Source organism: Microbulbifer jejuensis (genome assembly GCF_047289955.1).
GTDB lineage: Bacteria > Pseudomonadota > Gammaproteobacteria > Pseudomonadales > Cellvibrionaceae > Microbulbifer.
The window spans coordinates 217,245-242,485 of the sequence record NZ_JBLBUB010000002.1 but is presented as its reverse complement, the minus strand read 5'-3'; the positions used below and the strand labels follow the sequence as shown (position 1 = coordinate 242,485).

Here is a 25,241-nt window from a genome sequence, read left to right as displayed (position 1 = left end):
TCACCAACCACCAGTGGGCGGAAGAGGGTCAATTTCAGCTTTAGGATCCCCGGAAACAAAGTGCATGCCCGTTTCCGGGTCCACACACATCCACAGGAAGGAAAAGTTATCCGGAATATGCTTCTTGTCCCTAATCTTAATCACCAGTTTCGTGTACTCCCCATCCACTGCCCTGGCGCGGGCACGGAACTGATGACGAAAGTCCGGGCTCAAGGCAATAATCCCATCCAACTTATGATGGTGGCAGCGGGCAAATTCCAGTTCACGACACGGCACTTCAGACAAATCCAGGGTAATTTTCAGGGTAACCACACCGCCTCTGTGGATTTTAAAGCGCATATTGCCAAAGTGCTCCTCCGGGTTGGCGGCATTAAACAGGGGCCAATACTGAAGTTCCCCGTCTACAGGATCTCTGGGCCTCAAGACCAAATCCAGCTTCAACCCCTCTTTTGGTACTTCGCACTCCAGTACGGGTAAGTCGGCACAAGCGCCCATTGTGTATCCCCTTTGTTAAAATTTGTTATCTGGTGTCACTACCTGGACACGTACTATCCGGTAAAATACGTCTGTGACGTGGCTATTTTAATCTTTTCGAATTAAAAAAAAAGCCGGCAGTAGTGATACTGCCGGCCCGGAAGGATGGCCCCGGCCATCGACGGTTACAACAACACTATCAAGAGCAAAATGTGGCATCCTGCCCGAACAAGCCCATCCATTAGCCCCGATCAAGATTCTGTATCTGTCGGGCCCAGCCTGATCGTTCAGCTTGCGCTGAATCCACTACCCGCCCGCACGGCAATCAAACCTTTTCCTAGCACTGAAACTGGCCACACCCTGACGATACGGCCGGGCTAGCCCAGGCCCTCAATCGGCGTTCACTATACAAATGGCCCCATTACAGGTCTATCACACCCAATGACACAAAATTACATACCAGGTGTTCTAACCGCCGCTATAGACTGTTAGAGTCGAGGTATAACAATAAGCTTCAACCAATGAGGATACGATGGAAGCTAAGCTTGAAGATGTAAAAATTCTCTCTCCCCTGCGCAATAGTACGGAGGCCAGCAGTATCGAGGCACTGGCACGGGAGCAATTACAGCACTTCTGTATTGATGTAGAGTCGGAACATGGCCGGATACTGGAGCAAACCGCAGCGCTTCTGTACCGGGCGCAGGGCAATCTGGGCCAGTTATGGAGCCAGATCACGGATACCCTGAAGCGCCTGGACCGGTCCGACAGGATCGCCTATTTCAATGCCAAGCGCTTTATGAGCTTTCAATTGGCAAAGCTGCTGGATACCCTGCAAAACCCGCTGCGCGCGAGTTTCCAGAGCCTGCAGGGGGACGACTTCAATATCACCACCCGCGGCGGCTACCCTCTTTTCGATAATATCCCGGCGATCTTTTCTGCAACGCCGGTGATTGCCCGCACCGCCACCTATATTTATGCCTGCACTGAGTGGGTGGATGACGCTTTCCGCGGCCGCGAGCCCAGCCACGATATCTACTCCCGCCTCCTCAACCCCACGTCAATCTCCCTGGCCAATGCCATTGTGGACCTGGAGTGCGGTCCGGAGGCGAACGCATATATGGCATGGAATTTCAATTCCGGCATGGCAGCGATCGATGCACTGCTTTCGAACCAGTTGCGACGCGGGGATATCCTCATCGTCTCCAGAAACGTCTACGGCGGTGTGCATCAGTTGCTGCAGGATTTTTATGCACGTGAAGACAAGTTTGCGGTTCAACTGGTCTGGTTTGATGGCACCAGTGGCAAGGACTTCGGCGCGCTGTTGCAAGAAACCCAGCGCAACTACGCTGAAAAATTAAACAAGGGGGCCAAGATTCATGTCTATATCGAATCCCCCTGTAATCCCCACGGTATCATGCTGGATGTTCCGGGCATCTGTCAGGCGGCGCATCAGGAGAATATCCTGGTGAGCCTGGATGCCACCCTGGCCACACCCTTTCTGTATCAGCCACTGCGCCGTGAAAACCGCGCGGAGCGCCCGGATTTTGTCGTGCACTCCTACACCAAGGATATCGGCGGGACCGGTGCCGCCACTGCGGGCGTTGTGATCGGTGAAAACCACCGCATGTTTATCCCCAAGGGGGACAGTGCCAAAGGGCTCAACTGGGACCAGTGCATGTTCTGGGACGTCTACTATATCAAAGGCGCCTTCCTGGATGCGGACAAAGCCTGGGAGGTACACTGTGGTATGCGCACCCTGGAAATGCGCATGCTCACCAAGTGCATCAATACCCAAAGCCTCAGCCACTTCTTTGCCAGCCACGCAAAAATTCGTGTAAACAGCCACGCGGTTGAAAGCCATCCCAACGCCAAAATGCGTGAGCAACTGATGCGCTACCAACTGCCGACACCGCTGTTCAGTATCGATATGGAAGCAGCGGAGCTGCCCACAGCGGCATTCAAAAGTTTCTTCGATGCTCTGGAGCCCGCTTTCGGGCAGATGGTGAGCCTGGGCCAGACCAATACCATGGTGCTCTGCCCCGCCCTGACCTCTCACTCGGAACTTTCCCCTGAAGCCATGGAGGCGGCGGGTATTTTCCCCACCACCATCCGGATTTCCGTGGGGGATGAAAATATGGCCCAGCTTGCAGCCCATGTGATCAGTTGCGCGCGGCTGCATCTGGACCCGGTATCTCCGGGGTTCAGCGCAGGCTTTATCACGCCGGAGGAAGCCGACGCACTCTTCACCCGTTTCTATCTGGAGTCACACCGGAGAGTGGTGCAGGCACAACCGAAAATTGCCGACTACCTGTAGCGGGAGTTTCAGCGCACACCGCCGCCGCCTTGCTAACGGCGGCGCGCGCTTGTTGCACTACCCTATATCCCGTACCATCCTTATTTCTGTCCATAATTTAATCAAACAAAATGCCGAATTCTTCCGTATCCCTTTTGGCCTTGATACTGTGTTGTCTGTCTGCACTGGCAGTCGCGCAAGGCTATGAACAGCTCTACAGCGATTATCGCGGCAGCCTCTACCAGATTCGCCTGATCGAAAAATCCTCCAACTCCAAAGCCGGCCTTGGCTCCGGATTCCAGATCTCTGCCGATGGCCTGGTCGCCACCAACTATCACGTGGTCGCACAGGCTGTCAGTGATCCCGACAAATACACCCTGGAATACCTCTCCACCGATGGCACCAAGGGTGTGCTGACGTTGCTGGATATTGATGTGGTGAACGACCTGGCCCTGCTGCGCCAGGACAAGCCCGGTAAGGAAAACCTGCAACTGGCCGAGGAGGCGCCAAAACAAGGCGAAACCATCGTGTCTCTCGGCAATCCGCTGGACCTGGGCATGACCCTCATTCCCGGTACCTATAACGGTATCGCCGGCGGCAGTTTTTACGACCGCATCCACTTTGCCGGCTCCATCAATCCCGGTATGAGTGGCGGACCTGCCATTAACACCGCGGGCCAGGTGGTGGGTATCAATGTGGCAACGGCCGGCAACCAGGTCAGTTTTCTGGTGCCGGTCGACAAACTCTCCACGCTGCTGAAGCACTTCCACCAGCGAGAGGGCCAACTGGACCTCAAAGCGGTGACCTACCAGCAACTGCAGAAGAACCAGAAACGCATCATCCATTCCATATTGCAGGCGGATTGGAAGCGCCGCGCCCTGGGAGAGGCCAAGGTGGTTGGGGAAATCGTGCCGGCAATCAAATGCTGGGGCAACAGCCAAGAGAGCGATGACAGTCCCATCAAGCGCATCGACAAAGGCTGTACGGGGCACGACGTGATCTTTCTCTCCGACGACTTTAATACCGGCAGGGTCGAATATGAATTTTTCTGGCTGGAGGCGGAAGACCTGCTGCCGGCACGCTTCTACGCGGAATATGAGCAGCAAATGAGCACCTTTTACCCCGGTAACAGCGCCGGGGAAGAGGATGTGACCAACTTCCGCTGCCGCCAGGCATTCACCTCCCAGCCGCGCAATGGCAATGACCGTGTGTCAAAGCCGGAGCGCAGTCGTAAACCGCTGACCACACGCACCAGCTACTGCGTAAGACGCTATAAGGATTTCCCCGACCTGTACGATATTTTCTTCCTGAGCCTCAGCGTGGATCAGAAAAACCGCGCATTGGTCAGCCACTTCACCCTATCCGGTTTCACCCGGGAATCCGCCGACGCCTTTTTTGAAAAGTTTACAAGCGAGATCCAATGGCTCTGATTATTGAAGAACTGAACCGCGCCCACCGGGTACAGGCGCGCTACCGTATGGACGGAGATCGGTTTACCCTGGGGCGCGCTTACAGCAACGATGTCATCCTGGAGGATATTCATACCGATGCCCGCCACGCGGAAATCCGCCTGGGGGACGACGATCACTACTACCTGCAGGACTTGAACAGTACCAACGGCAGCCAGCTTCTGGGTAACCTCAACAACAGGTCCATCAAGCCCTGCACAATCTCGTCACACCAGATCGCCTCCGGGGATCTGGTGCAGTGCGGCAAATCCCGCCTGCGACTGTTTTATTGTAACGACGTCGTAGCGGAAGCGACCCCCCTGCATTCGCTGGAAAGCCTCTTTTCAAGCCTGTCCCGCCCCACTACAGCCGCCTTGCTAGCCTTGGGGGTCGCCCTTTCCACACTGCTGCTCAGCTATCTGGGCTATGCGCGCACCTACGAGTGGGTGATCGCCATTAATGTCCTCGCGAGCGTCGTTATCGGGCTGGTACTGTACGCTGGCGCCTGGGCTTTTGTGGGAAAGGTGGTGCGCCACGAAACCCACTTCTTTGCACACCTCTCCATCGCCGCGATCGGCGCTCTGAGCTATACGGTTTGGGAGTGGTTCAGCGGCGTGCTGAATTACAATTTCGCCATTGGCCGTTGGATGGAGACCCTCGACTTCGCGGTATTGGCCATCATACTGCCGTCGATGCTCTGGTGCGCTTGTTACCTGGCGACCAACCTCGGCCGCGGCTGGCGCTGGTCCGTCGCACTGGTACTGCCAATCGGCTTTCTGGGGCTCAACCTGGTGGAGAGTATCAGCAACCTCAATGACTTCAGTGAGGCACCAGAGATTTCCACCGAACTGAAATACGATAATATGCTACTGCGCACACCCATGCCCATGCAGGCGTTTATTGCCGACTCACCGGCACTGTTCGATATTCCCATAGAAAAAGACGAGCCAGGCACAAAAGCCAGCGGCGGCAAAGGCAGCAATAAAGAGGTAGAGCCATGAGTGAGGTGTTTTGGAGCCCTGATTTGGGACAACTGGAACCCTACACGCCCGGCGAGCAACCCGACAGCGAAACCTGTATCAAGCTCAATACCAACGAAAACCCCTATCCGCCATCGCCCCGGGCGCTGGCGTTGCTCGCCAGGGGAGACTTTGCCAATGCCCTGCGCCGCTATCCCGATCCGGAGTCCAGCCAGTTGCGCAGCGCCATCGCCGATCGCTATGGGCTAAAACCTGCACAGGTCTTTGTCGGCAATGGTTCCGACGAGGTACTGGCACTGAGTTTTTACAGCTTCTTCCGCCGCCCGGAACCCCTGCTTTTTCCCGATATCACCTACAATTTTTACCCGATTTACTGCCAGCTCTACGGTATAACCCACCGCGCGGTCCCCCTCAGGGAAGACTTTACGATAGAGGTTCGGGACTTTGCCAGTAGGGCCGGGGGCGTGATTATTCCCAACCCCAATGCCCCCACCGGGTGTTACCTTTCGCTGGAAAAAATTGAAGCGCTGCTGCAGCTACAACCCCATCACGTCGTCATCATCGACGAAGCCTATATTGATTTTGGCGGAGAGAGCGCGATATCACTGATCAACCGCTACCCGAACCTGCTGGTGATCCACACACTATCGAAGTCCTATGCCCTGGCGGGGTTGCGGCTGGGATTCGCTATGGGGCCGGAGCCATTGATCCAGGGGCTGCTGCGGGCCAAGAATTCCTTTAACCCCTACCCCATTGATGCCATTGCCCAGCAGGTGGCGACCGCCGCTATTCGCGACAGGGCCTGGCACGATGACAACTGTGGCAAGGTTATCGCCACCCGCCAGCGCAGCGAGCAGGCTCTGCAAGCACTGGGTTTTGCACTTATCCCCTCCTGCGCAAACTTTATCCTGGCCAAGCCCCCGGCGCCTGGTGCCGAGGCACTGTACCTGGCCCTGCGCAAGCGGGATATCCTTGTGCGCTATTTCGATCAGCCCCGTATCAGGGAATACCTGCGCATCTCCATCGGCACCAATGAGGAGATGGATCAACTGATAGGGAACTGCAAAGAAATCCTTGCATCACAGAGCTAGTACGCTGTCTATCTATACTCTTTGGGGCCGTGTCCGCTGCGGCCCGATTTTGTGACTTATTGGTAATCCGGGACCCATGCAGCCTTTTTTCGAGCCCTCCAGACCTGACAACACCCGCATCCGTCACCCCAAAACCGGGCCTCTCAAACGGCTATTTTATTATCTGGTTTTTACTGCCCTTACGGTGAGCGCCCTCAACCCGGATCGGGTCCTGGCCAATGCCTGGGAAGCGGCAAAGAGACCCAGCGCCCAAGACGCCGCCAGTATCGGTACCTACACCAATGGCTGTCTCGCCGGTGGTGAATCCCTACCCCTGCGCGGCGAGGGCTACCAGTTGGTGCGCACCGGCCGCGGGCGCCGCTTTGCACACCCGGACACCATCGCCTTTCTGCAAGACCTCTCCCAAAGTGTCGCGCAGAGCCAACTTGGCCGCATACAGATTGGCGATATGTCCATGGCCCGAGGGGGCCCCTTTGGCAGTGGCGGACACAGCAGCCACCAAACGGGGCTGGATGTGGATATCTGGTACTCCCAGGATTTGCGCGCAGCAGAGCGCCCGCTGACCAGATGGGAGCGCGACAATATCTCTGCCATCCCTCTCGCGGATGCGCGCAGGCATCGCCTGATCGAGGAGAATTGGGATGAACGGGTCCCCCTAATCCTGCGTCTGGCGGCACAAGACAAGCGCGTCGAGCGTATATTTGTGCACCCCACCATCAAGCGTCACCTGTGTGAAATCACCGGTTCAAACCGCGAGTGGCTGCGCAAGGTGCGCCCCTGGTGGGGACACAACTACCACTTTCATGTTCGCCTCACCTGTCCCCGCAACGACAGCACCTGCAAACCCCAGGCACCAGTGCGCACCGAGCCTTGCGGCAATGACCTGGATTGGTGGTTCAGCGACGAGTTCTACGCAATACTGAATGGCACAAAGGCCAAACCGACCAAGCCCCAACCAAAAACAATGCCACAACAGTGCCGACAGGTTTTGCTCGCACCCTCAACGAATGCCACAACGGACTAACGGTATGATCAACACCTTGCTCATTTGCGGCGGTGGCGGCAGCGAACATCCCGTCTCCCTGCGCACTGCAGCCTTTATCGAAGAGCAACTGGCCAAAGCCGGGGATATCGCCCTGATGCAAGTGGAGATGGATACCAACGGTTGCCTCACGGATAGAGAGGGCCGGGTTTACCATATCTTTTACGACCGCAAAGTTCGCGACGAGGCAGGCAACGCCTGGAATGTGGACTATGTGATTCCGGCCATTCACGGTTACCCCGGAGAGACCGGCGACCTGCAGTCACAGCTGGATATGTTCGGCATCCCCTATTTTGGTTCAGCCCCGGAAGCGAGCAAAATCTGCTTCAATAAAATCAATACGAAACTATGGCTGAGCGCCCTGGGAATACGCAACACGCCCTACCTGTTCCTGTACAGTTTTGAACCTTCCGAGCTGGATAGAGCCAACGCCGCGCTGGAGACCTGGGGAGCGGTTTTTGTCAAAGCTTCCAATCAGGGGTCTTCCGTCGGTTGCTACAAGGTCACTTCCGCAGAGGGATTGAAAACGGCTGTAGAGGAAGCATTCAGCCTGTCCCCCTACGTACTGGTGGAACAGGCACTGAAAGCGCGCGAGCTTGAGGTGGCGGTTTATACTTATAATCACGAACTGATTGCCACCCGCCCCGGTGAAGTGCGCGCACCGGTAGATACCTTTTATACCTACCGGGAGAAGTATACCGAAAGCAGCCGCGCCACCACCTTTGTCGAGGCGCAGGGGCTGACCGATACGCAACTGAACTGGATCCAGGACGTCTCCATACGCACCTTTAAGGCACTGAAGCTCAAGGATTTATCCAGAATTGATTTTTTCCTGACAGAAGCCGGCGAACTCTACCTCAATGAGGTCAATACCTTTCCCGGCATGACTCCAAATTCCATGTTCCCGAAAATGCTGGAAAATCACGGCCATAATTTCACCCGGTATCTCACCAGCCTGATTCACGCTGCCGTTTCCCCGGCGCGCTAACGCCTGTCACTCAGCGTCCTTTTTCCTTTCTGACTTTAATGCAGCAGCCAATCCTGCTGCCTACGCCGGGAAAATTGGCCGCGCAGGAATTCCATCTGGTCACCGCGGATCCGCTCACTGTTAATCAACGCCAGATATTCCGCCGCATTGGGACAAAACGGCAGCGCCAGTAGCTCCATAGTAATATCTTCAAGCAGGTGGTGGCCTTTATGTTGGTTGCAACGCCTGCAGGCAGTCACCACATTCTCCCAGGAATCCATGCCCCCCTTTGAAATTGGAATCACGTGATCACGGGTCAGCTCACCGGATTTGAACGAAATACCACAATATAGGCAGGTATGTACATCGCGAAAAAACAGCGCCCGGTTTGTCAGGGGTGGGCGGCTGCGTGGGCGTGCCATACGCGCCCCCCCGCAGGCAATAATTGCCGCCAGGTCCAGGCCGGAGCGCTCGCCGCTGCGGTTAAACCCGCCCCGAACCCGCAGCACCACACCGCCTAAGGACCAGGTCACCAGTTCCCGCACATACAGGCAGGCCGCCTCCTGCCAAGAGAGCCACTCGAGCGGTTGCCCGGCCAGATTCAGGCGTAAAATTCTCGCTTGCACAGCGCTGCCCCCCCACAGTCCAAAAGAAAAAATCGGTCGGGAAATCCACTCATCCCAGACACCAAAGTGACTATTTTTAAACAGCACCAGACCCTGCAATGGCAATTTGGAGAAATCGGAAGGAAAAGGGGGCAGCGGGATTTGGCACAAGTAAATACTGTTTGCGCCCACAAAAAGAAAAATCCTGTGGAGACACTGGACTGGCCCGTTGGAGTTGCGACCGGCAAAACGGCAGCTATCCGGCATCGCAATGCAGCCTGGGGGGAAACCGATACCTCTGCCAATGGATTACTGAATGCGCCACCCTCCGCCGGGCCGGAGCAAAATTGGCCAGCCTCTCCCCATTAAAGCGGATTAAGATTACAAATTCCAGACAGACGCTTCGTCACCTGTAGAAAGAGGCAACCACTTTAGAGGGACCATTGCAAATGCATCGCTGCCAAATCCATTGGCATAATGACTGTCATACAAAAAGAGAATAGAGGCAATTTTGTTAAGGGGATTAAAACACCGCCCAGGCAATCCGGCCTGGGCGGTGCGTCTCACAGGATGGAGCCCATATCCTTAGGGCCAGCGGCGCATTCCATTTATCCCTTGCCGCAAAAGTGCAGTCCCTTATGCATCCCTGCCCGTTAATTATGGACATCAAGTGAGAAAAAAGTAGGGGTCATCTGCTGAATTTTATGTAAGAAATATCTCACATTGTGAGAGATACCCTTCACATTAAGAGGGATTTGAAGTGCGCACTGTGGTAAAACGGGGCTCACAAAAAGAACGCGGCCACTATAACTGTCTCTATTTCAAGTTCAATCCAATTCGGGAATAAAATGTTGAAATATACGCTAATATTTTTGCTTATCCTCAGCGCGATAGTTTCAACCACCCTGGCTGCCGTTGCCTCGGGTATCAGTGTGCCCTGGCGTCAGATCATTGGCGGCGCAAAGACAACACAGCAGAAGGTCACCGACAACCTGTTCCCGGCACAGGGATATACCCTCCAGCTGTTTGCCGGCAAGGTACCCAATGCCCGCTGGCTGGCGATCACCCGCGCCGGAGACGTGCTCGTTTCTCAACCCAGGAGCGGCCAGGTTTCGCTCCTGTTTGCCGACCGCAACGGCGATGGCCGTGCAGACGGCCAGCGTGTCCTTATTGATGACCTGCGCCGCCCCCACGGCCTACTCCTCCATGAGGGCTGGTTGTATATTGCCGAGAGTGATGCGGTGGGGCGCGTCCCCTTTGATCACTCGGATGCCCGTCTCGCCGGCAGTTACCAGAGAATTGTCGAAGGACTGGAAGATGACGGCCATTGGACCAAAACCATCGATATGGGTCCCGATGGCTGGCTGTATTTAAGCAGTGGTTCCAGTTGCAATGTGTGTATTGAAAAAGACCCGCGTCGCGCCACCATTATGCGTTTGCGCCCCGATGGCAGCGACCTTGAAATCTTCGCCACCGGTCTGCGCAACAGTGTCGGCTTCGACTGGTCCCCGAGAGATGGCGGCCTCTACGCCACAGACAATGGCCGCGACTGGCTCGGTGACAACCTGCCGCCCGATGAACTCAACCGAATTCGGCAGGGGGCGTTTTACGGCTGGCCCTACGCCTATGGTGATCGGGTGCCAGATCCGGATTTCGGCGTCGACGCGGCCCTCGCCATAGAGGAAAAGATTGCCACCTCGGTGCCTCCGGTACACACGTTTGCGGCCCATAACGCCCCACTGGGGATGCAGTTCCTGCGCAGTCCCAAACAACCCGCGGATTATCGCAATGCCGCTCTGGTGGCCCTGCACGGCTCCTGGAATCGCAGTGTCAAAGACGGCTACAAAGTGGTCTCTCTGCACTGGAATCAAAGTGGTAAAATCGAGCAGCGGGATTTTCTCTGGGGTTTTCTCAGTGAGGATCGCAAGGCGGTGTTCGGCCGGCCGGTAGCGATCGCCGAGGACACCAATGGCAACATCTATATCTCCGACGATTACGCAGGCGCTGTCTATCGCCTATCCAGCAGTGGTGCGCCCGGTGTTCGCACCGCCTCCCCGGAGGAGACACCGCGCAAGGCGCAGGACACCCCACCCGCTGTTGATGCCGTTGCGGCCCGCAGCGGGGCAGAGTTGTACCAAAGCAATAGGTGCGGCCTCTGCCATCAGCAGCAGTTACCCTTAAAAAATCTGCGCAGTAAATATACTTTGCAGACCCTGGCGGATTACTTCGACGCGCCCACCCCGCCGATGCCCAATTACAATTTTGACAGCGCCCAGAAACGGGCCCTGGCACATTACCTGATGTCTCGGGAGGTCTCCCCGCAGGCGCCCACCCAATAAGTGCCGACACCTGGCCTCGCCCCGCATTGACCCCTGCTGCGCCAACGGCTAAGGTTGCCCCGCAATGACGAGGCGATGCTATGGCGGCAAAGAAACAATCGGCAACTTTTGAAGAGAGCCTGGAAGCACTGGAACAACTGGTGGAGCGCCTGGAGGCTGGGGACCTTCCCTTGGAGGAAGCCCTGGCCGACTTCGAACGGGGTGTGAAACTCACCCGCGAGTGCCAGCGCAAACTGGCGGGCGCGGAGCAGAAAGTCAAACTGCTGATGGAGGAGAATGGCGGCATTAAAGAGCTGCCTTTCGACACCGGCGACGCCGCGAAAGATGCCTAGCACTACCGCTGCCCCGCCGGCAACGCTGAAGGCATTGCTGCAGCGTTCCGCCCCCCGGGTTGAAACCCGCATTCGAGACGCACTCTCCCGCCCCACCGCGGGGGCAGAACCCCTGTTTGAGGCCATGCAATACGCAGCGCTGGGACCCGGCAAGCGCCTGCGCCCGGCGTTGGTATACGCCTGTGCACAGGTTTTTTGCACGGAGGCATTCAATCCCGCCCGCTGCGATGCAACGGCCGCAGCTCTGGAATGCATCCACGCCTACTCCCTGATCCACGACGACCTTCCGGCCATGGACGATGACGATCTGCGCCGGGGCCGCCCCACCTGCCATATTGCCTTTGGTGAAGCCACCGCGATCCTCGCCGGCGACGCCCTGCAGACCCAGGCCTTTGAACTGCTGCTGGCGGACACCCTGGCGCCCGCACTGAAACTGCGATTGATCCAGGAGCTGGCCGCCGCATCCGGTGGCCGGGGCATGGTTGCGGGCCAGGCCATTGATCTGGCGTCGGTCGACAAGGCCCTCAGCCTGGAACAACTGGAGCCCATGCACCGCCTGAAGACCGGTGCCCTGATCTGCGCCAGCGCGCGCATGGGCGCACTGCTTGGCGGCGCCGATGAGGAACAGCTGGAGGCTGTGACCCTGTTTGCCCGGGCCATAGGCCTGGCCTTCCAGGTTCAGGATGACATCCTCGATACCACCGCAGACACCGCGGTTTTGGGCAAGCCCCGGGGGGCAGACGCCCTGCGCAACAAGCCCACCTACGTATCCCTGCTGGGTGTGGATGGCGCCCGTGCAAAGCTGCAGGGCCTGCACCAGCAGGCCCTGGATGCCCTCAAACCCCTGCCCGGCGATACCCGCTTATTGCAACAGCTGGCGGATTACATCGTCCAGCGCGGCCATTGAGCCGGCACCCGCTGCGCCCATAGGATGCAATATAGCCGTCGCGGGCATACAATCCCCCTTATCACCCTCTGTAGCCATTGAACCGATTAATGCTCGAAGATATTCCACGCACCCGCCCGCATACGCCGCTACTCGATGCCATCGACAACCCGGCCCAGCTGCGCGCCCTTGATGAACGCCAACTGCCCGAGCTCGCCAGCCAGCTGCGTGAATACCTGCTGTACTGTGTCGGCCAGACCGGCGGGCACTTCGGCGCCGGCCTCGGCGTGGTGGAGCTGACCGTTGCCCTGCACTATATCTACAACACCCCGGAAGACCGCCTGGTGTGGGATGTGGGCCACCAGACCTACCCCCACAAGATTCTCACCGGACGCCGCGAACAAATGCTCACCATGCGCCAGCGGGGCGGTCTGTCCGGCTTCCCCAAACGCAGTGAAAGCCCCTACGACACCTTCGGGGTTGGGCATTCCAGCACCTCAATTGGCGCAGCCCTGGGTATGGCACTGGGCTCTCCCGACGAGCGCAAGGTGGTGGCGGTGATCGGCGACGGCGCCATGACCGCGGGTATGGCCTTCGAGGCACTCAACCATGCCGCCCACACCGGCCGGGATATATTGGTTGTACTCAATGACAACCGTATGTCGATCTCGAAAAATGTGGGGGGGCTCGCCACCTATTTTGCCAAGATCCTCGCCAGCAAGGCCTACCTCAGTATGCGTGAAGGCAGCCGCAGGATACTGTCTGCAATTCCCAAGGCCTGGCAACTGGCGCGGCGCACGGAAGAGCATGTCAAGGGTATGATCACGCCCGGCACTCTGTTCGAAGAACTGGGCTTCAACTACGTGGGTCCGCTGGATGGACACAATCTGCACGACCTGGTGCACACCCTGCGCAACCTGCGCAGCCAGCCCGGTCCCCAGCTTCTGCATATCGCCACCACCAAGGGCAAGGGCTTTGGGCCCGCTGAAGCGGACCCGGTGGGCTATCACGCCCTGAACAAGCTGGAGCCGGAGCGCAAGGTTCAGGTGGCCGTACCCGGCCGGAAGAAATCGCCCAAGTACCAGGATATCTTCGGTCGCTGGCTGTGCGATACCGCCGCCCGCGACGAGCGCCTGATCGGCATTACCCCCGCCATGTGCGAGGGCTCCGGCATGGTGGAATTTTCCCAGCGCTTCCCCGAGCGCTTCCACGATGTCGCCATCGCTGAGCAGCACGCCGTGACCCTCGCCGCCGGCCTCGCCTGCGAAGGCCAGAAACCGGTAGTGGCCATCTACTCTACTTTCCTGCAGCGGGGCTACGACCAATTGGTGCACGATGTGGCTATCCAGAACCTGGATGTCACCTTTGCCATCGACCGCGCCGGCCTCGTAGGTGAGGACGGCCCCACCCACGCGGGCAGCTTTGACCTGACCTTTATGCGCTGCCTGCCCAATCTGGCCATTGCCGCCCCCAGCGATGAAAACGAATGTCGCCAGCTGCTGACTACCGCCTACCAGCACCAGGGCCCCGCCGCGGTGCGCTACCCTCGCGGCACTGGCCCAGGCGCCCAGATAGAAGGGGAGTTGCGCGCGCTGCCCCTCGGCAGAGGCCATCTGCTGCACCAGGGCAGCGGCGTGGCCATCTTGAATTTCGGCGCCCTGCTGGCACCAGCCACCGCAGCGGCGGAACGCCTGGGGGCAACGGTGGCGGATATGCGCTGGGTCAAACCCCTGGACCAGGCACTGATCGATGAACTTGCCGGGAACCACCAGCTCCTGGTCACCATCGAAGAAAACACCGTGGCCGGCGGCGCCGGCAGCGCCGTACTGGAGTACCTCAACAGCACCGCCAGGAGCCTGCCGGTATTGCAACTGGGGCTGCCCGATCGGGTGATTGAACACGGAAAACACGGCAACCTGCTCGCCGGAATCGGCCTCGATGCCACCGGTATTGAAGAACAGATACGCCGGCGCCTGCAGCTCTTGAACCAGCGGGATTTCAGCAGTCGCACCGCAGCGGTCAACTAACTAGCCTGCGCGCGGGTATTTCTACAGCGGACTCCGCTTTGTATGGGAGGAGAAATGTCATTCTTCAGGAAAGCCCTTGTCTTATCCTTGGGCCTGCTCGCCAGTTACAGTGCCACCGCCATGGATCGGGAAGCCTTCGGGCGCGCCTTCGAAGCCCTGCCCACCGAGGGCGCCTCCGAGCGACTGATCGCCCTGCAGGACCTGCGCTACCGCTGGCTGATGGAAAGCTTCCCCAGCCAGGCCACCTACGAGGGCTACCCCGGCCAGAATGACCGCTGGATGGACAATTCAATCGCCGGTATTGAGCGGCGCCAGGCGCAGACCCGGCGCCTGCTCGGCGCCACCCGCAATATCGACACAAGTGCCCTGCACGCAGCACAGCAGCTCGACTACCAGCTGCTGTACCAGGATCTGCTCGGCGCAGTGAAGGGTTTCCAGTTCCCGGATCACCTGCAGCCGCTCACCCACATGAGCGGTATCCAGCGCAGTGTGCCGGCGGTGCTCAACAGCATGCCCCGCCGCACCGCTGCGGATTACGACACCCTGTTGGCGCGCCTGCAAAAGCTCCCCGCACTGGTGGCGCAAACCCAGGCGCTGATGCGGCTGGGGCTCAGACAGCAGGTGACGCCGCCACAAATCACCCTGCGCGACCTGTCCCGCCAGATCCGCGCCCTGATCCCCGCCTCCCCACAACAAAGCCCGCTGCTCAAAGCTTTCGCGGAAATGCCCGGCGACATGCCCGCAGCCCGGCAGCGCAGCCTGCAACAGCGTGCCTACGCCCTCTACAGCGAGCAGCTGGTGCCGGCCTGGCGGGATCTGGCCGGGTTTGTGGAACGCGAGTATATCCCCGCAGCACAGGTGGACATCGCCCTCTCCAGTCGTCCCGACGGATCGCGCTGGTATACCCATAAAGTCCGCCAGAACACCACCACGGATCTGAGCCCCGAGGAGATACACCGCATCGGCCTGGCGGAGGTCAAGCGCATCCGCGGGGAGATGGAGAAGATCATCCGCAAGACCGGTTTCCAGGACGACTTCAAGGCATTTACCGAATTCCTGCGCACAGACGCGCAGTTCTATCACAGCAGTCGCGAAGCGCTGCTGCGGGATTACCGGGCCATCGCCAAGCGCATCGACGGCAAGCTGCCAGCCCTGTTCGGTACCCTGCCGCGCCTGCCTTACGGAGTTGAACCCATCCCCGGCTATTCCGAGCAGTCGCAAACCACAGCCTACTACCAGCCGGGCTCCAGCGAGGCCGGCCGCGCGGGGATCTTCTTCGCCAATACTTACAACCTGCCCAGTCGTCCCAGGTGGGAGATGGAGGCCCTCACCGTGCACGAGGCCATGCCCGGCCACCACCTGCAGATCGCCCTGGCCCAGGAACAGAGCGAGATTCACCCCCTGCGCCGCCTGGCCCTGTACACGGCCTTTGTGGAGGGCTGGGGCCTCTACTCCGAGAGCCTCGGCTACGATCTGGGGCTGTACCGGGACCCTTACAGTGAGTTCGGTGCCCTGACCTATGATATGTGGCGCGCAGTGCGCTTGGTGGTGGATACCGGGATGCACCAGCTGGGCTGGCAACGCGAACAGGCCATTGCCTACTTTATGGAAAACAGTGCCAAACCCCTGCATGATGTCACCGTGGAAATCGACCGCTACCTGGTGTGGCCGGGCCAGGCCCTGGCCTACAAACTGGGGCAGCTCAAAATTCAGGCGTTGCGGGCAAAAGCGGAACAAAGCCTCGGCAGCAACTTCGATATCCGCCGCTTCCACGATACGCTGCTGGGCGCCGGCGCCCTGCCCCTCAATATCCTTGAAGCCCGTATGGACAACTGGATTGACAGCCAGGGCGATCCATCCGCCCACGCAAGCGCGCAGGCCGCACCGCCACCTGCAGGTTAACGTACCCCGGCAACCCGGCAGGTGTGGGGCTCCGGCTCAACGCCCCGTATTTACCAGTCGGCGGACACCGACAGGTAGAGTACGCGCCGCGCACCGGGTAAATAGCGCTCGCCGCCAAAGCGGCTGTAATCCGCCCGCTCCGCATAGGCTTTATTGGCGAGGTTCAGTGCCCGTACAGACAGCGCCCAGCGCTCCATTGCCCAGCGCAGGCGCAGGTTGAGCAGATTGTGGCCGGGATACTCGTGCCGGTTCTGCGGATCGGTGTAGTAGCGCCCCTGGTGCAGCCACTCCAACTCGGCGGCCATCCCCGCCAGTGGCTGCCAGCGCAGGCGGGCGCTGCCAAACACCCTCGGCGCCGAATCCACAAGCCGGCCATCCAGTGCCACACCCTGCAACCGGCGCGTGTCCCGGTAACGGTGCTCGGCATAACTGGCGGCAGTCTCTATCCGCCAGCGGCTGACGAATGCGTACTCGAACGCAAGTTCCAGGCCGCGGTGCGCGGTTTTTCCATTGGCGCGGTTAAAGTACTCGGTATCCCGAAAAATCACATTGCGCTTGCGCATCCCGTAGGCCACCAGTTCATATAAAAGCCCACTGCCGCGGCCGCGCAAACCCAGCTCAATACTTTTTATCCGCTCCGAATCCAGCGCCGCAACGCGCTGCTCCCGCTGAAGGCGGTAGAGTTCCGTAGTCTGGGGGACCCGATACCCCTGGGCCAGGTTGGCAAACAGCTGCAGGCCCGGCGCGGCCCGGAAAACGGCACCCAGTTTCGGGGACCCGTTCATAAAGCGGTCCTCCCGGTCTTGCGGGCGGCTGAACCTGCAGCCGCCAAACCCGCAGGGTGTGCCGTCCTCCCTGGTGCGCCCGGTCAGCATGTTATTGTCGTAGTGGTAATTGACCGCTTCAAAGCGCAGGCCTCCGAGAAAATGCCATCGCTCGGTCGGGCGCCAGGTGGCCAGGGCAAAGGGGGCAATACTCCAGGCATCGACCTCGTAATCGTAGTGTTTGCCAGTGGGAATTGTCGCCTGCAGAAAATCCGACCCCTCCGTTGAATGTGCCTGGGTTTCACGCAGATAGCCCCGGGTAAACTCCCCATCGACTCCCGCAACCAGTTCCAACTGGTCTCCCCTAGCAACGCGGTAACGGCTTCTGATACCCGCACTCTCCTGGCCGTTTTCCTCCAGGGCCTGACCGGGCAGATAGTGTTGTAAAAAACGCATCTCCGTTTTTCGCAGGTAGGGCGTCAATACCAATGCCCGATCCCCGTCCAAATCGATATCCAACCGCGAATACAGCCGCAGGGCGCCGGCATCGCGAAAAGCCTCCGGGTTGGGGTTCTCCCGACTGGCCCGGCGGCTTCGGTAGGCACCGGTACCTTCAATATACCCCGCCGTCTCCTGATTGACATTGGTTGCGGCCAGACGTGTCCGGATCTCCAGGGGGCCAGCCTGCACCAGGTACTGCAGGCTGAGTTTCTGCTGGTCGTAGCCGGAGCGGTCCCGGTAGCCGCCGTCTGTGGACAGGGACAGATCCATACGCAGGCCCCAAGGGTTTTCCGTACCGGTGTCTGCCGAGAGTTTCGCCCGGTAAAACGCCTCGGGACCGGCTTCAAACCCAACCGCAGCCGAGGTCCCGCCCGCCTGCTCTCCCACGGTGGGACTGATCACATTCACCACGCCGTGCAGGGCATTGGCACCAAACAGGATACCAGCGGGCCCCCGTATCACCTCAATACTCCGGGCCGTCTCACTGTGGGACTCGAAGAGTTCATTGATATTGCAAAAGCCCTTCGCACGCAGTGGTATGCCGTCCTCGGCGCTCAGCACACTGCCACAGGCCCCGGCACCAGACAGTACTGGCGAACGCAGCGCTGGCAGGTATTCCTGGCCATTGCCCCTGGCCAGATTCACACCGGGCACCCGTACCAGGCTCTGTTGAATATGACTATGTCCCACCAGGGCCAGGGCCTCATCGCCAATTTCAGAGAAGCGCTCCGGCGCTGCCCCTGTGGGTGTCCCGGCGCGGCTGGCAGTTACCAGTAAGGTCTCAATGCGCTCCTGCTCGGCCACGCCGCTGCCCGGCAGCATAAGCCATCCCAGCAGACCGATCATGCAATTCAGGCTTGTCCCCTGCCATATTGGCCGCGCTACCCCCCTTGGCATCCGAAATCTCCCATAGCCTTTTCAAGCCCGCTCTGCGCGCAAGATGCCCGCTGTCCCCTTGGCCAAAACGGCAAGGCAATATATGGCCAACAGGGCAGTTCAGCCTCATTAGAGGTATCAGGTGTCATCAGGGCGGCCCACAAATGTTTAGAGCAAAGTATCACTGATAAATACAATCCTGAAAATTTCGGGCCTGGTTACCACCGGTGTAGTTGGCTTTCTCACTCAATCGCTTTGCTTTACAAACACATCCATGAACAATCCGCCAAGAGCTTTCTACGGTATCAAATGAACAGGGCAAAAATACTACCCGATATCCCAATCCAGCACGTCCAGATAGATTACAAAATACAACAACACGACAGGGCCCCGAATACACACAGCGGTAGCAGTCAAACCCGATTTGCCCTGTGCAATCCCTCTTTGGGCAGAACTGGTTTTGCCCAGACTGTGTAGCAACTGGATGGGTTTCGGCTGTTTGGCATACCTCGCCCAGGACCTTATATGGCATGGATACCGTTAACGGGCCTACAGGGAATATCGTTACCGCACACCCCGAAAGAAAGAACCCTGCTGCTTGTGCCTTGGCTGTCTATCAATGGGAGCGCGCGGGCGTATACTTATCTGCCCGGATAAACAACCCTGCGTCTCGAAGAGGAAAAAATGGCCTGGTTCTACCTGATACTGGCGGGCCTGTGTGAAATCGGCTGGGTCCTCGGACTAAAGATTTCCCAGGACCAAACCACGCGCCCTTTGGGCATCCTGATGGCCGCGGTCTTTATTGGGGCCAGCGGATTGCTGCTGTGGCTGGCGCAACGGGAGATACCCATCGGCACCTCCTACGCGGTCTGGACCGGTATCGGCGCCGCCGGGGCATTCCTGGTAGGCATTCTCTTTTTTGGAGACCCCGCCAGTTTGAGCCGCTACCTCGGTGTGTTGCTGATTATAGCCGGGGTGGTCACATTAAAGCTGGCGCACTAGACCTTCACTAAAAAAATCAATCACATGTATGGGGTCACATGCACAAAAGGCTCAGATCACCATACACGCCCATATTCGCGCTCGAATGTAATTGGTGTCGCAGTGCAGCGTTTTGTTATATATATTTATCCGACAACTTTGCATTTTATATAAGTGGAGATTCTAAAGGTTAGAGTAAACTGTTGGGCTTACTTTTTCTGTCACTTCAAATCGCTTCCCGTCGGGATTAATGCCAGACAGATTCCAGTTGAACCGGTAAGGCCTGCCACGAAGACATAATAAATCTTTTGTAATGGCAATGTCATCGATTAATTGTTCGATATCTACCGTATTTGATATTGGAATAATCGTCTTGCCATCTAGCAGGCTGTTGAAATCCGGAAGTATTATTTAGAAACATTTTCTAGCAAGCCAAAAACTCGAGGACAAGCTGCTTTTTTCTATTTTGATGGATTTTTACTCGGCTTTTGGCTGAATACACGCACCTTTAACACAAACACATTTTGTTGCTTCTCCGTCCATTAAGCGGATTCCCCTTGAAAATTGCTTATTCGGGTTAGATTCCAGCCGATAAAGGTGAGGGTAAATACCTCCTTGACCCGCGCTAGCCCGCGGACTTTTACTTGGCGAATCAGACCAATGGTTTTGCCCCAACCGAAACCCTCCTCGACTTGCTTGCGTACCTCCATGCTCGCTTGATACCCGCTGTGCCGAGTGGTGCGTCCGTCAATGGCGGGGCCACCGCGGCGCTTGGTGTTTTGGGCCACATACGGAGTTACCTTGACACCACGACAGACGGCTACGAATCCCCGAGTGTCGTAGCCTTTGTCTGCGCCAACGGTTTTGCGCCGCGAGCCCGGCAGCTCCGTCAGCATCTGCTCGGCTGCTTCCCGCTCAGCACAATTATTGGCTTGCCTTACCGCCGTCTGTACGATCAGGCCATTACGGTTTTCCATGGTGGTGTGACCCAAATAGGCCAGCTTGGCTTCAGCACCTTTGGATTTTTTGTACAGTCGAGCCTCTGGATCGGTGCGCGATTCGTGCGTTTCATTGCTGCGCTTTTCCTTGTGGCAGTTCCGCTCGCTGTTGCTACCACTGCCCTTATCGTCGTCGCTATCCTGCTTGCGACGAAAACTTTTGTGCGAAGCCCACGTCTGAAACAAGGTGCCATCGACGCTGAAATGCTCTTCCAACAACAGTTGCTTCTGCCGGGCTATCTGCACCACTTCTTAGAACAGGGTGGGAATAATGTCGTGGGCAAGCAGACGGTCACGATTATTGCGGAAAGTGGAATGATTCCAAACCTTGTCATCGATACTGAGGCCAACGAACCAGCGGAATAATAGGTTGTAGCGTGTATGTTCCATCAGCTGTCGTTCACTACGCACGCTGAATAAAACCTGTAGCAGTAGGGCTCGCAGTAATCGCTCCGGGGGGATAGACTCCTTGCCGTTCGGTGCATAGGCGCAGTCGAGCAGCCAGTCGATACGCTGCAATGCCAAATTAAATTCCTGACGAATCTTTCTCAGCGGGTGGAATTTGGGGACAAATTCTTCCAGGATAACAGTGGTGAACAAAGTATCCTGCGTAATATCTGCACAGCGCATACATTATCTCATTGTAGGGTATCGGCCCGAGCATTGTACAAAAGCCAGTAAATACATGAGCCTATTTCAACAGCCTGTTAAACCATTCCAATTATAACTCTTGCGTCGACTCCGTCGGTTGAGTCATTTGTGTATGCTGTGTAGTACATAGCTGTACAAACGGGACAAGCTTCGACTATTGCCTGGCAGACCGAAGCAGTTCTGGAAGCCCTGTCACTTGCGCTTCGGGACGGGTAGCCAAATTCACTGCCACCACAGGGAAACCTGCGCGGTGATGGTGCTGAAGTCAGCAGAGGGCATAGTACCTGGAACTGGCAGGGAGCCGGAGAAGGGGAGGGGGAAGGCCCGAATATTAAACAAAGAATGAAACATCACTACCTTATGAGGGTAAAGCCGGCAAATGCCGGCGTGCCGGGGATTGCAACGGGTACATCACCTTTCCCGACCCGAAGCAATCTCAACAATCAGATAGGTCGCCGACCATTCAGAATTCAGGTTGCCCGCTCCCTACCCAGGCATACTTTGTCCCGCGGACATGACCGGCAGATGACATCCGCATAAAGATTTTGTGAAGCCATCCACCAATCTGCCTGCCCGTTTGCGGCGGCGCATACCCCTGCTGGCCACCACAACCCGTCTGCCTCCACCCCCTTGGGGAGGGAGGTCGGCGGGGCAAAACTGGGCTTCAATGCCTTGCTGGGAGAAACGCAAACCCCCTGCCTATAACAATAAATGAGGCCAGATCATGCCAATAGTAAAAACCGCCAGCCCCTTTTATCGGGCGCTCCTGCTGGGCGCTCTGCTCTGTTGCACCCAATGGCCCGCCCGGGCGTCGGACACGCCGGCACCGGTGGCAGTGAACATTCCCGGCAGCCTGCAAAGCCAGCTCGGCTGCAGCGACAACTGGCAACCGGACTGCGCCGCCACCGGGCTCCATTACGACAGCGAAGACGACAAGTGGCAGGGCCACTTTTTTGTCCCGGCCGGAAACTGGGAGTACAAGGCCGCCCTCAACAACAACTGGGACGAAAACTACGGCCAGGGCGCCCAGCGCAATGGAGCCAATATTCCTCTCGACCTGGGCGAAGCCCGCGAGGTCAAATTTATTTACGACCACGAGAGCCACTGGATCAGCGACGACGCAAACCAGTTTATCGCCACGGTAGCCGGTAACTTCCAGAGCCTGCTCGGCTGTGCCGGCGACTGGCAGCCCGGTTGCCTGCGCACCTGGATGCAAGACGCCGACAACGACGGTATCTACACCTTTGTGACCTCCGGGCTGCCCGCCGGTACCTATGCGTTCAAGGTGGCCCTGCATGAGGGCTGGGACGAAAGCTACGGCAACGACGGCGACAATATTGCCTTTATCGTGGGCGCCGACAACGACGAACTCTATTTTGCCTTCGACGCCGCCAGCAAACAGGTCAGCGTGCGCAGCGATGGTTTCGCCAAGGGCGATCTCAGCCGCGACAGGGCCCACTGGGTGGACACCAACACCTTCGCCTGGGATATTCAAGCGCGACAAGGCGACACATTCCAACTGCACTACAGCCATTCCGCAGGGCTGGCGCTGACTGCCGATGGTATCGTTTCAGACGGCGCAATCCCCCTCACACCCGTCGACGGGCTGCCCCAGGGCGCGCGCGAGAAATTCCCGCACCTGGCCGGCTTTCGCGCGCTGCAACTGCCCGGCGGGGTCTCCCTGGAATCCCTGGTTACCGGGCAGCTGGCCGTTGCAGTCTACGATCGCGAAGGCAGGCTGCGCGATGCCACCGGCGTGCAGATGGCCGGCGCCCTGGATGCACGCTTTTATTACGATGGCGCGCTGGGTGCCCGCGTGGAAGCGGATCATATCCAACTGGACCTGTGGGCACCCACTGCGCGCTCGGTAAAGCTGCACCTGTTCCGGGATTCCGCCGGCGACAGCGCCGATCTGGTGCTCCCCATGTACCGCAATACCGCCACGGGGGTCTGGTCGGCATCCATCGACAAACAGTGGGACCGGGGGTTTTACCTCTATGAGGTGGAGGTTTACTCCTATTTCAGCCGCAGGATCGAAACCAACCTGGTGACCGACCCCTATTCCCTGAGCCTCTCTATCAACAGCGGCAAGAGCCAGATCGTCAACCTCAATGATCGCGACCTGAAACCCTGGGGCTGGGAGCGGTTGCGCAAGCCGGCACTGGCACAGCCGGAAGATATCAGCATATACGAGCTGCATGTACGGGATTTCAGTATTCATGATGAAACGGTGCCTGAAGCGGCGCGTGGCACTTTCCGGGCCTTTACCCGGCGCCACAGCCAGGGCATGCGCCATCTCGCCGCACTGGCCCGCGCCGGGCTCACCCATGTGCATCTGCTGCCGGCTTTTGACTTTGCCACAGTCAATGAAGACCGCGGGCAGCAACAGCAGACGCCCGACCTGTCCCCCTACGCACCAGACAGCAGCGCACAGCAGGCCGCAGTGCATGCCGTTCGCGATACCGACGGTTTTAACTGGGGATATGATCCGCTGCACTTTACGGTGCCGGAGGGCAGCTACAGCACAAACCCGGACGGCGCTGCGCGTATCCTCGAATTCCGCCAGATGGTACAGGCACTGTCCCGCACCGGCCTGCGCCTGGTGATGGATGTGGTCTACAACCACACCAGTGCCTACGGCCAGTACCCGCATTCGGTACTCGACAAAATCGTGCCCGGCTATTACCACCGCCGCACCCTGGAGGGCGATGTGGCGATGAGCAGCTGCTGTGCCAACACCGCCAGTGAGCACGGCATGATGGAAAAGCTGATGATCGATTCCCTGCGCACCTGGGCCAGGGCCTACAAAGTGGACAGCTTCCGCTTCGACCTGATGGGCCATCACAGCCTGGACAATATGCTCAAGGCCCAGGCGACGTTGCAGTCTCTGACTCCGGCAGCCGACGGCGTGGATGGTCGCATTCTTTACCTCTACGGCGAGGGCTGGAATTTCGGCGAGGTTGCCAACGACGCCCGCTTCCTGCAGGCGCGCCAGCCCAATATGGCGGGCACGGGTGTGGGCACCTTCAACGACCGTCTGCGGGATGCCGTGCGCGGTGGCAATCCCTTCGGCGGCTATGTAGAGCAAGGCTTTGGTACCGGCCTCTTCACCGATAGCAACGGCAAGTTCGAAAGCGGGGATGAGCGCACCACTCTGCTGACCCTGGCGGACAAGGTGCGGGTTTCCCTGGCCGGCAATCTGGCAAATTACCTCTTTGAGGATGCCACCGGCGCCCTGATCACCGGCAGCGAGCTGGTCTACAATGGCCAGCCCACGGGCTACACCGCCGACCCACAGGAATCCATCCACTATATTTCCGCCCACGACAACGAAACACTGTTTGACGGCGTGCAAATCAAGGCCAGTGAGCGCGCCGGTCTGCGCGAACGGGTGCGCATGCAGGCATTCAGCAACTCGCTCGTGCTCTTCGCCCAGGGGATACCGTTTATCCACGCGGGACAGGATTTCCTGCGCTCCAAGTCCATGGATCGCGACAGCTACAACGCCGGCGATTGGTTCAATGCGCTGGATTTCAGCCTGGATACCGACAATTGGGGTGCCGGGCTGCCGATGGCGGACAAGAACGAGGACAAATGGCCCCTGATGCAGCCGCTGCTGGCCAATCCCGCGTTGGCGCCCAAGCGTCGCCACCGCCGGTGGAGCAGTGCCCTGTTCCGCGAGCAGCTGGCGATCCGCAACAGCTCACCGCTGTTCCGCCTGCCCGATGCGGAGGCAGTGGCAGCACATGTACATTTCCTGAATACCGGCCCGGACCAGATACCGGGCCTGATTGTTATGGCACTGTCGGATGCAGAGGGCAGCTTTGACCCGCGCTTTGAACGCATTGTGGTGCTGTTTAACGGCGATGATGACACGGTGGCATTTGCCAGCGACACGCTGCGCGGCCTGCCCCTGCGCCCACACCCGCGCCAACGCCGCTCGGTGGACCCGCGCCTGCAACGGGCAAGCTTCAACCGGCACAACGGCAGCTTTACCCTGCCCGGGCGCACCACAGCGGTATTTGTACAGCCGCGCCGGGCTTATTGAACCCATCGCAGGTAGCAAAAATAAAAAGGCCGGATA

At 58.4% G+C, this 25,241-nt stretch carries 16 protein-coding genes and 1 pseudogene; 13 read left to right on the top strand and 4 right to left on the bottom strand.

The window, feature by feature from the left end; all coding sequences use genetic code 11:
* Complete coding sequence (locus tag ACL7TT_RS02345; protein WP_413392854.1) at positions 1–495, bottom strand: hypothetical protein; 495 nt, start codon at positions 493–495, stop codon at positions 1–3.
* Positions 496–1,006: 511 nt separating this feature from the next.
* Between ACL7TT_RS02345 and ACL7TT_RS02340 the strand changes: the two genes are divergently transcribed.
* The 6 genes from ACL7TT_RS02340 (at position 1,007) to ACL7TT_RS02315 (ending at position 8,316) form a co-directional block, all read left to right on the top strand.
* Positions 1,007–2,788 (top strand): trans-sulfuration enzyme family protein, encoded by a 1,782-nt coding sequence (locus ACL7TT_RS02340; RefSeq protein ID WP_413392852.1) that lies wholly within the window; start codon positions 1,007–1,009, stop codon positions 2,786–2,788.
* Between the two features lie 110 nt (positions 2,789–2,898).
* Positions 2,899–4,197, top strand: a complete 1,299-nt coding sequence (locus ACL7TT_RS02335; RefSeq protein ID WP_413392850.1) for a S1C family serine protease — start codon at positions 2,899–2,901, stop codon at positions 4,195–4,197.
* Positions 4,188–5,216, top strand: coding sequence for an FHA domain-containing protein (locus ACL7TT_RS02330; RefSeq protein ID WP_413392848.1), 1,029 nt, complete (start codon positions 4,188–4,190; stop codon positions 5,214–5,216). Before ACL7TT_RS02335 ends, ACL7TT_RS02330 begins: the two co-directional genes overlap by 10 nt.
* Complete coding sequence (gene hisC / locus ACL7TT_RS02325; protein ID WP_413392846.1) at positions 5,213–6,286, top strand: histidinol-phosphate transaminase; 1,074 nt, start codon at positions 5,213–5,215, stop codon at positions 6,284–6,286. Before ACL7TT_RS02330 ends, hisC begins: the two co-directional genes overlap by 4 nt.
* Before the next feature lie 76 nt (positions 6,287–6,362).
* On the top strand, positions 6,363–7,310 hold the full coding sequence (gene mepA, locus ACL7TT_RS02320) for a penicillin-insensitive murein endopeptidase (protein WP_413392844.1): 948 nt from the start codon (positions 6,363–6,365) through the stop codon (positions 7,308–7,310).
* Positions 7,311–7,314: 4 nt separating this feature from the next.
* Complete coding sequence (locus ACL7TT_RS02315; RefSeq protein WP_413392842.1) at positions 7,315–8,316, top strand: D-alanine--D-alanine ligase; 1,002 nt, start codon at positions 7,315–7,317, stop codon at positions 8,314–8,316.
* Between the two features lie 35 nt (positions 8,317–8,351).
* On the opposite strand, the gene ACL7TT_RS02310 is transcribed toward ACL7TT_RS02315, so the two are convergent.
* A complete protein-coding gene (locus ACL7TT_RS02310; RefSeq protein ID WP_413392840.1) occupies positions 8,352–8,921 on the bottom strand; it encodes an HNH endonuclease in 570 nt (189 codons plus the stop codon).
* 827 nt (positions 8,922–9,748) lie between these two features.
* Between ACL7TT_RS02310 and ACL7TT_RS02305 the strand changes: the two genes are divergently transcribed.
* From ACL7TT_RS02305 to ACL7TT_RS02285, 5 genes are all read left to right on the top strand, one after another.
* Positions 9,749–11,239: a PQQ-dependent sugar dehydrogenase gene (locus ACL7TT_RS02305; protein ID WP_413392839.1), complete on the top strand. Its 1,491-nt coding sequence runs from the start codon at positions 9,749–9,751 to the stop codon at positions 11,237–11,239.
* Positions 11,240–11,319: 80 nt separating this feature from the next.
* Positions 11,320–11,571 (top strand): exodeoxyribonuclease VII small subunit, encoded by a 252-nt coding sequence (locus ACL7TT_RS02300; protein ID WP_413392837.1) that lies wholly within the window; start codon positions 11,320–11,322, stop codon positions 11,569–11,571.
* Positions 11,564–12,478, top strand: a complete 915-nt coding sequence (locus ACL7TT_RS02295) for a polyprenyl synthetase family protein (RefSeq protein WP_413392836.1) — start codon at positions 11,564–11,566, stop codon at positions 12,476–12,478. Before ACL7TT_RS02300 ends, ACL7TT_RS02295 begins: the two co-directional genes overlap by 8 nt.
* Before the next feature lie 89 nt (positions 12,479–12,567).
* Complete coding sequence (gene dxs / locus ACL7TT_RS02290; RefSeq protein WP_413392834.1) at positions 12,568–14,484, top strand: 1-deoxy-D-xylulose-5-phosphate synthase; 1,917 nt, start codon at positions 12,568–12,570, stop codon at positions 14,482–14,484.
* 54 nt (positions 14,485–14,538) lie between these two features.
* Positions 14,539–16,386 carry a DUF885 domain-containing protein gene (locus ACL7TT_RS02285; protein WP_413392832.1) on the top strand — a complete coding sequence of 616 codons (1,848 nt, stop codon included), beginning with the start codon at positions 14,539–14,541 and terminating at the stop codon, positions 16,384–16,386.
* A gap of 50 nt (positions 16,387–16,436) precedes the next feature.
* On the opposite strand, the gene ACL7TT_RS02280 is transcribed toward ACL7TT_RS02285, so the two are convergent.
* Positions 16,437–18,548, bottom strand: a complete 2,112-nt coding sequence (locus tag ACL7TT_RS02280) for a TonB-dependent receptor (protein ID WP_413392830.1) — start codon at positions 18,546–18,548, stop codon at positions 16,437–16,439.
* A gap of 663 nt (positions 18,549–19,211) precedes the next feature.
* Here ACL7TT_RS02280 and ACL7TT_RS02275 point away from each other — a divergent pair.
* Positions 19,212–19,529: a DMT family transporter gene (locus tag ACL7TT_RS02275; protein WP_413392828.1), complete on the top strand. Its 318-nt coding sequence runs from the start codon at positions 19,212–19,214 to the stop codon at positions 19,527–19,529.
* A 521-nt stretch (positions 19,530–20,050) separates the two neighbouring features.
* Here the strand turns inward: ACL7TT_RS02275 and ACL7TT_RS02270 are convergent.
* A pseudogene (locus tag ACL7TT_RS02270) lies at positions 20,051–21,136 on the bottom strand (IS5 family transposase).
* Between the two features lie 745 nt (positions 21,137–21,881).
* Here ACL7TT_RS02270 and pulA point away from each other — a divergent pair.
* Positions 21,882–25,205 (top strand): pullulanase-type alpha-1,6-glucosidase, encoded by a 3,324-nt coding sequence (gene pulA / locus ACL7TT_RS02265; RefSeq protein ID WP_413392826.1) that lies wholly within the window; start codon positions 21,882–21,884, stop codon positions 25,203–25,205.
* Positions 25,206–25,241 lie beyond the last annotated feature (36 nt).

What these genes read in the sequence shown, in the direction of transcription:
- ACL7TT_RS02340 (WP_413392852.1), top strand. Translation starts at nt 1,007, where the DNA reads ATGGAAGCTAAGCTTGAAGATGTAAAAATTCTCTCTCCCCTGCGCAAT.
- ACL7TT_RS02280 (WP_413392830.1), bottom strand. Translation starts at nt 18,548, where the DNA reads ATGCCAAGGGGGGTAGCGCGGCCAATATGGCAGGGGACAAGCCTGAAT.
- ACL7TT_RS02285 (WP_413392832.1), top strand. Translation starts at nt 14,539, where the DNA reads ATGTCATTCTTCAGGAAAGCCCTTGTCTTATCCTTGGGCCTGCTCGCC.
- mepA (WP_413392844.1), top strand. Translation starts at nt 6,363, where the DNA reads ATGCAGCCTTTTTTCGAGCCCTCCAGACCTGACAACACCCGCATCCGT.
- ACL7TT_RS02330 (WP_413392848.1), top strand. Translation starts at nt 4,188, where the DNA reads ATGGCTCTGATTATTGAAGAACTGAACCGCGCCCACCGGGTACAGGCG.
- ACL7TT_RS02315 (WP_413392842.1), top strand. Translation starts at nt 7,315, where the DNA reads ATGATCAACACCTTGCTCATTTGCGGCGGTGGCGGCAGCGAACATCCC.
- dxs (WP_413392834.1), top strand. Translation starts at nt 12,568, where the DNA reads ATGCTCGAAGATATTCCACGCACCCGCCCGCATACGCCGCTACTCGAT.
- ACL7TT_RS02295 (WP_413392836.1), top strand. Translation starts at nt 11,564, where the DNA reads ATGCCTAGCACTACCGCTGCCCCGCCGGCAACGCTGAAGGCATTGCTG.
- ACL7TT_RS02305 (WP_413392839.1), top strand. Translation starts at nt 9,749, where the DNA reads ATGTTGAAATATACGCTAATATTTTTGCTTATCCTCAGCGCGATAGTT.
- ACL7TT_RS02345 (WP_413392854.1), bottom strand. Translation starts at nt 495, where the DNA reads ATGGGCGCTTGTGCCGACTTACCCGTACTGGAGTGCGAAGTACCAAAA.
- ACL7TT_RS02335 (WP_413392850.1), top strand. Translation starts at nt 2,899, where the DNA reads ATGCCGAATTCTTCCGTATCCCTTTTGGCCTTGATACTGTGTTGTCTG.
- ACL7TT_RS02275 (WP_413392828.1), top strand. Translation starts at nt 19,212, where the DNA reads ATGGCCTGGTTCTACCTGATACTGGCGGGCCTGTGTGAAATCGGCTGG.
- pulA (WP_413392826.1), top strand. Translation starts at nt 21,882, where the DNA reads ATGCCAATAGTAAAAACCGCCAGCCCCTTTTATCGGGCGCTCCTGCTG.
- ACL7TT_RS02300 (WP_413392837.1), top strand. Translation starts at nt 11,320, where the DNA reads ATGGCGGCAAAGAAACAATCGGCAACTTTTGAAGAGAGCCTGGAAGCA.
- hisC (WP_413392846.1), top strand. Translation starts at nt 5,213, where the DNA reads ATGAGTGAGGTGTTTTGGAGCCCTGATTTGGGACAACTGGAACCCTAC.